General features: G+C 72.8%; 7 protein-coding genes. 6 read left to right on the top strand and 1 reads right to left on the bottom strand.

Annotation, left to right across the window (positions count from 1 at the left end):
• Positions 1-12 precede the first annotated feature (12 nt).
• From Pme01_RS27995 to Pme01_RS28020, 6 genes are all read left to right on the top strand, one after another.
• Positions 13-384 carry a RidA family protein gene (locus Pme01_RS27995; protein WP_203935930.1) on the top strand — a complete coding sequence of 124 codons (372 nt, stop codon included), beginning with the start codon at positions 13-15 and terminating at the stop codon, positions 382-384.
• The gene (locus Pme01_RS28000) at positions 381-1,586 is read left to right on the top strand and encodes an alanine racemase (protein WP_168113861.1); all 1,206 of its coding nucleotides are present in this window, start codon (positions 381-383) and stop codon (positions 1,584-1,586) included. Before Pme01_RS27995 ends, Pme01_RS28000 begins: the two co-directional genes overlap by 4 nt.
• Before the next feature lie 76 nt (positions 1,587-1,662).
• A complete protein-coding gene (locus Pme01_RS28005) occupies positions 1,663-2,418 on the top strand; it encodes an NRDE family protein (protein ID WP_168113860.1) in 756 nt (251 codons plus the stop codon).
• A gap of 36 nt (positions 2,419-2,454) precedes the next feature.
• Complete coding sequence (locus Pme01_RS28010) at positions 2,455-3,864, top strand: NADP-dependent succinic semialdehyde dehydrogenase (protein ID WP_168113859.1); 1,410 nt, start codon at positions 2,455-2,457, stop codon at positions 3,862-3,864.
• A 95-nt stretch (positions 3,865-3,959) separates the two neighbouring features.
• Positions 3,960-4,706, top strand: a complete 747-nt coding sequence (locus Pme01_RS28015) for a response regulator transcription factor (RefSeq protein ID WP_168114091.1) — start codon at positions 3,960-3,962, stop codon at positions 4,704-4,706.
• Entirely contained in the window at positions 4,696-5,637 is a 942-nt protein-coding gene (locus Pme01_RS28020) for a sensor histidine kinase (protein ID WP_168113858.1), read from the top strand. The genes Pme01_RS28015 and Pme01_RS28020 overlap by 11 nt, the downstream gene beginning before the upstream one ends.
• 64 nt (positions 5,638-5,701) lie before the next feature.
• Here Pme01_RS28020 and Pme01_RS28025 read toward each other — a convergent pair.
• Positions 5,702-6,382: fascin domain-containing protein (locus Pme01_RS28025; protein WP_444544229.1), on the bottom strand; the 681-nt coding region annotated here is incomplete at its 5' end.

A 6,382-nucleotide genomic window follows, 5' to 3' on the forward strand; every position in this document is an offset into this window, starting at 1 on the left:
AGGATCGCCGGTGTGGAGAAACTGACGAGCAACGAGCTGCCCCGGCCGGCCGGACCGTACTCCCACGTCGTGGTGGCGAACGGCTTCGCGTTCACCGCCGGCTTCGGGCCGCACGACCCGGTTACCGGTGAGCTGCCCGACGGGATCGAGGCGCAGACCGAAGCGGTGATCCGCAACGTCGAGCGCGCCCTGGCCGCGGTGAACCTGGACCTGTCCTCCGTGGTGAAGGTGACGGCCCACCTCGCGGACCTGGCCGACTTCGCGGCGTACAACCGGGTGTACGAACGGATGTTCCCGGCCCCGTACCCGGTGCGCACCACGGTCGGCTCCCAGCTGTCCGGTTTCCTGGTCGAGATCGACGTCGTCGCCGCCCTGCCGCAATGACCGAGCCACTGATCGACTACGACGCGGTCGACCGGCTGCGCGCGGAGCCGCTGGACTGGCGGTACAAGGGGCTGCCACCGGACGTGACGAGCGTCGAGGACCTGATCGGCCGGCGGGTGCCGGTCGACGGGTTCCCCGCGCCGGTCGCCGTGCTGGACGGGCCCGCGATGACCGGCAACCTCGACCGGTACGCGGCCTTCTGCGCCGAGCGCGGCCTCTCCTTCGCGCCGCACGTGAAGACGACCATGGCCCCCGCGCTCGCGGCCGAGCAGGCCCGCCGGGGGGCGTGGGCCTTCACGGTGGCCAACGTGGCACAGGCCCGGGTACTGCGGGCGTTCGGCGCCCGGCGCCTGCTGATCGCCCACGGGGTGGTCGATGCCGCGTCGGTCTCCTGGGTGGCCGCCCAGCAGGAGCACGCCGAGATCTACTGCTGGGTGGACTCCCCCGCGGCGGTGGCGGCGCTGGAGGGCCGGGCGGCACCCGACCGTCCGGTCCCGGTCTTCGTCGAACTCGGGCTGCCCGGCGGGCGTACGGGTGCACGCGGCGTGAGCGCCGCCGCCGAGGTGGCCCGGGCCGTGGAGAAGGCGTCCGGGCTGCGGCTGGCCGGGGTCGCCGGGTACGAGGGCTCGTACGGGCACGACCGCTCGGCCGGCTCGGTGTCGTCGGTGCGCCGCCATCTGGACGAGTTGGTGCGCCTCGCGGACGCGGTGGACGCCGAGGCCGTGACGGCCGGCGGCAGCGCGTACCCGGATCTGGTGGCCGAGGCGTTCGCCGGCCTCGGCGGCGGTCGCCGGCCGGTCCTGCGCTCCGGGGCGTACGTGGCGCACGACGACGTCCACTACGCCGGCCTGTCTCCGTTCCCGCTGCGGCCGGCCCTGCGGGTGTGGGCGACGGTGGTGTCCACACCAGAGCCCGGCCTCGCCTTTCTCAACCTGGGTAAGCGCGACGTCTCGTACGATCTCGACCTTCCGGTACCGCTGGCCGTGCTCCGCGCGGGTGAGCGGCGGCCGGCCGAGCGCCTCACCGTGACCGGCCTCAACGACCAGCACGCGTACCTGTCCGATCCGGACGGTGAGGTCGAGGTGGGCGACTGGGTGGTGTGCGGCATCTCCCACCCGTGCACGATGTTCGAACGCTGGCGCGCCCTGCCCGTGGTCGACGCCGACGACCGGGTGACCGACCTGGTCCGCACCTTCTTCTGACGGCCGGGGCCGCCCGGGACCGGGCGACGAGACGCGCCCGGTCCCCACCCCGCCGCGGTCGGCTAACGTTCAATGCGTGTGCACGGTGCTGCTCCGATTCGACCCCGGGGCCGCGTGGCCCGTCCTCCTCGGCGCGGTCCGCGACGAGTTCGTCGACCGCGACTGGGATCCACCGGGGCGGTACTGGACCGGGGCTGCCGGTCGCCTGTACGGCGGCCGGGACCGGGTCGCCGAGGGCACCTGGCTCGCTCTCGATCCGGCAGCCCCGGCGGTGGCGGCGCTGCTCAACGGCCCGCCGCTGCCCGTACCCGCGGACGGGCGCCGGCCCACCCGGGGCACCCTGGCTCTGGCCGCGCTCACCGGCGAGCCGCTTCCCGACGGCGCCGAACTCGCCCGTTACAACGGCTTCCACCTCCTGCGCGCCACCACCCAGCGGGTCGACGTCTGGACCTGGGACGGCGCCGACCTGGCGCACCGCAGCCTCGAACCCGGTGACCACGTCATCGTCAACGCCGGGGTCGACGCCGACACGCCGCTGGTCGACCGGCTGCTCCCGGCGATGGAGAAGATCCCGCCCGTCGACCCGGTACCCGGCGGCCCGACGGCGCAGGCCTGGGAGGGGTGGGTCGATCTGCTGGGCCCCGGCGATCTCGACGGAGGCGATCCGCGGGCGCTGGTGGTACGCCGGTCCGTGGCGGGGCGCGGCTACGGCTCCACCTCGGCCAGCCTGGTGGGGCTGTCCCGCGGCGGCGCCCGGTACGACTTCACCCCCCGGCCGGGTGGTGACGAATTCTGGTACGAGGTGCCGGTTGGAGCCGCCGGTCACGGGTAAGCCCACGGTAGGACACCATCGAAGTGAGGGATCACCGTGCCGATCGCGACGATCAACCCGGCGACGGGTGAGGTACTGAAGACCTTCGACCCCATGCCGGCAGAGCAGATCGAGCTGTGCCTGCGGGCCGCCGTGAACGGCTTCACCGCCGTGAAACGCACGTCGTTCGCGCAGCGGGCGGCCTGGATGCGCGCGGCCGCCGATCTCCTGGAGGCCGATCGGGACAAGCTCGCGGCCCTGATGACCACCGAGATGGGCAAGACGCTCGCGGCCTCCAAGGCCGAGGTGACCAAGTGCGCCACCGGCTGCCGGTACTACGCCGACCACGCCGAGGGTTTCCTGGCCGACGAACCGCGCGACGCGAAGGCCGTCAACGCCGTCCGGGCGTACACGCGCTACCAGCCGCTCGGCCCGGTACTCGCGATCATGCCGTGGAACTTCCCGCTGTGGCAGGCGATCCGGTTCGCCGCTCCGGCGCTGATGGCCGGCAACGTCGGCCTGCTCAAGCACGCCTCGAACGTGCCGCAGACCGCCCTGTACCTGGGTGAGCTGTTCACCCGGGCCGGCTTCCCCGACGGCGCGTTCACCACCCTGCTGATCGGCTCCGACAAGGTCGAGGCGGTACTGGCCGATCACCGGGTCCGGGCCGCGACGCTGACCGGCAGCGAGGCCGCCGGCCGCTCGGTCGCCGAGATCGCCGGCCGGTACCTGAAGAAGACGGTCCTCGAGCTGGGCGGCAACGACCCGTTCGTCGTGATGCCGTCGGCGGACCTGGACAAGGCCGCCGAGGTGGGCGTGGTCGCCCGGTGCCAGAACAACGGGCAGTCCTGCATCGCCGCGAAGCGGTTCATCGTGCACACCGACGTGTACGACGCGTTCGCCGAGCGGTTCATCGAGAAGATGAGGGCGCTGACCGTGGGCGACCCGATGGACGACGACACCGACGTCGGCCCGCTCGCCACCGAGCAGGGCCTGCACGACGCCGAGGAGCAGGTCCGGGAGGCGGTCGAGAAGGGCGCCAAGGTGCTGCTGGGCGGCAAGCGCCTGGACCGGCCCGGCTGGTGGTACCCGCCGACCGTGGTCACCGACATCACCCCCCAGATGCGGATGTGGCACGAGGAGGTCTTCGCCCCGGTCGCCGGGCTCTACCGGGCGTCCTCCTATGAGGAGGCCATCGAGATCGCCAACGACAGCCCGTACGGGCTGGGCTCCAACGCCTGGACCACCGACCCGGCGGAGCAGGAGCGGTTCGCGAACGACCTGGACGCCGGCATGGTCTTCGTCAACGGCATGACCACCTCGTACCCGCAGTTGCCGTTCGGCGGCGTGAAGCACTCCGGGTACGGCCGTGAGCTGGCCGAGGTCGGTATCCGGGAGTTCTGCAACATGAAGACGGTCTGGGTCGGCGAGGGCGCCGCGGGCAGGCCCGGCGCGCAGGTGGAGTAGGCCAGGCCCGCCGATTCACAGCTTCTTGCCAGTTTGCGTCGAGCTTCCACCGGTAGAGGTCCGGGGTGTCAGGCGCAACGCATGTGACTGTAGCCATGCCGTCCGGGGCCGGTGCGGCCGGTGCGGCCGGTGCGGCCGGTCGGCTGCTCGTCGTGGACGACGAGGCGAACATCCGGGCCCTGCTGTCGGCGGCCCTGCACCTGGCCGGCTTCGACGTCCGGGTCGCCTGCGACGGGCGGCAGGCGCTTGTCGCGGCCGCCGAGTTCGAACCGGATCTCGTCGTCCTCGACGTGATGCTGCCCGACCTCGACGGCCTGGAGGTCGCCTCCCGGCTGCGGGCGAGCGACCGGCCCGTACCCGTGCTGTTCCTGACCGCGAGGTGCGCGGTGGAGGACCGGATCTCGGGGCTCGCGATGGGTGGCGACGACTACGTCACGAAGCCGTTCAGCCTGGAGGAGGTCGTCCTTCGGATCCGGGCGATCCTGCGGCGCAGCCCTGCGCAGCGGGCGCCCGAGACCGGCCGGCCGCGCCGCGTCCTGCGCTACGCCGACCTCCAACTCGACGAGGAGGCGCACGAGGTGCGCCGGGCCGGCAAGCTGGTCGACCTGTCGCCCACCGAGTTCAACCTGCTGAAGTACCTGCTCAGCAACGCCGGACGGGTGGTCAGCAAGGCGCAGATCCTGGAGCGCGTGTGGCACTACGACTTCGGCGGTGACGGCCGGATCGTCGAGTCGTACGTCTACTACCTCCGCCGCAAGATCGATCGAACCGGGCCGCCGCTGCTGCACACCGTCCGCGGCGTCGGGTACGCCCTGCGCCTGCCGCGCGACGATGACTCGTAGCCTCCGGGGCCGGCGGTGGTGGACGCCGCGGCACCGGACGGTGCTGACGCTCGCCACGCTGGCCGCGTTGGCCACCGGAACGCTGCTCATCGACGCGGCGATCACCGGGCTGGTCCTGCTGCTGATCGCGCTCGCCGCCGCCCTGGCCCACCGCACCGCCTCGGAACGACGCCTGCGCCAACTCCTCGCCGACGCCTCCCACGAACTGCGCACCCCGCTCACCTCCATCCAGGGCTTCGCCGAGCTGTACCGCCGCGGCGGCGCCCCGCCCGGGCCCGTCCTCGACGAGGCCATGAGGCGCATCGAAGCCGAGGTCGGCCGGATGCGGCTGCTCGTCAACGACCTGCTGCTCCTGGCCAGCCTGGACGAGGAGCGCCCGCTGCAACGCCACCCCGTCGACCTGCTCGCCGTCGCCGCCGACGCGGTCCGCGACGCCCACGTACGGGTACCCAGCCGGTTCGTCCACCTCGCCGCGCTCGACGACGCCCGCGACACCTTCGAGCCGGTCACCGTCTCCGGCGACGAACCACGCATCCGGCAGGTGGTGAACAACCTCGTCACCAATGCGCTGCGGTACACGCCGGAGCACGCCGCGGTGACGGTACGGGTGGGCCGGTCGGGCGACGTGCCCGCCGACGGCGATCCGGTCGCCGCGGTCGGCGCTGCCCCGGTCATGGACGGATCGGCCGCGGTCGTGGAGGTCGTTGACACCGGCCCGGGGATGGGTACCGACGCAGCCCGGCACGTCTTCGAACGGCTGTACCGCGTCGACCTCGGCCGGTCGGGCCGTGACGGCGGCGCCGGCCTGGGCCTGGCGATCGTGGCCGCCATCGTGCGGGCGCACGGCGGCCGGGTGGAGCTGTACACCAGACCCGGTGCGGGCGCCCGGTTCCGGGTCCTGCTGCCGGCGTGGCAACCGCCCGGCGACTGACCCGGAAACGACTCCGGCCCCGGGTACGTGACACGTACCCGGGGCCGGAGGAGAGTGCGATGGATCAGGCGTCGGGGTCGCTCAGGAACTCGTACTGCTCCCAGAGCCCCGGCACGGCGCCCCGGGCGATCAGCGGCGAGCCGCCGCCGCTCTCCGCGGTGACGTAGCGGCCGTTGGCGTTGGCCAGCAGGCTCACACTGTTGTCGTCGTTGTAGACGACCTTGAACATCTCCCAGGCACCGACCCCCGTGCGGTTGGCGATCAGCGGCGAGCCGCCGGCGCTCTCGGCCGTGACGTAGCGACCGTTGGCGTACGAGCGCAGGGCGATGTAGCCGTTACCGAGGTCGACGGCGTCGTACTTCTCCCACGGGCCGAACGCCCCGCCCCGGGCGATCAGCGGCCTGCCGCCGCCGCTCTCGGCCGTGACGAGGAGGCCGTTGGCGTACGAGACCATGCTGACCACCGACGACGCCGCCGCGACCGTGAACTGCTCCCACGCGCCGGCCGAGGTGCGGTTGGCGATCAGCGGCCGGCCGCCGGCGCTCTCGGCACTGACGTACTTGCCGTTGACGACCGCCTTCAGCGTGATCACGCCGTTGGTGTTGCTGAGGATGAACTTCTCCCAGAGCGAGATCTGGGTGCCGCGGGCGACCAGCGGGGCGGTGCCGCCGCTCTCGGCGGTCACGTACCTGCCGTTGGCGTGCGACCGCAGGCCCACCGAGCCGTCGCCGTCGCCGGACGGGAC

The organism is Planosporangium mesophilum (assembly GCF_016863255.1).
GTDB classification, from domain to species: domain Bacteria; phylum Actinomycetota; class Actinomycetes; order Mycobacteriales; family Micromonosporaceae; genus Planosporangium; species Planosporangium mesophilum.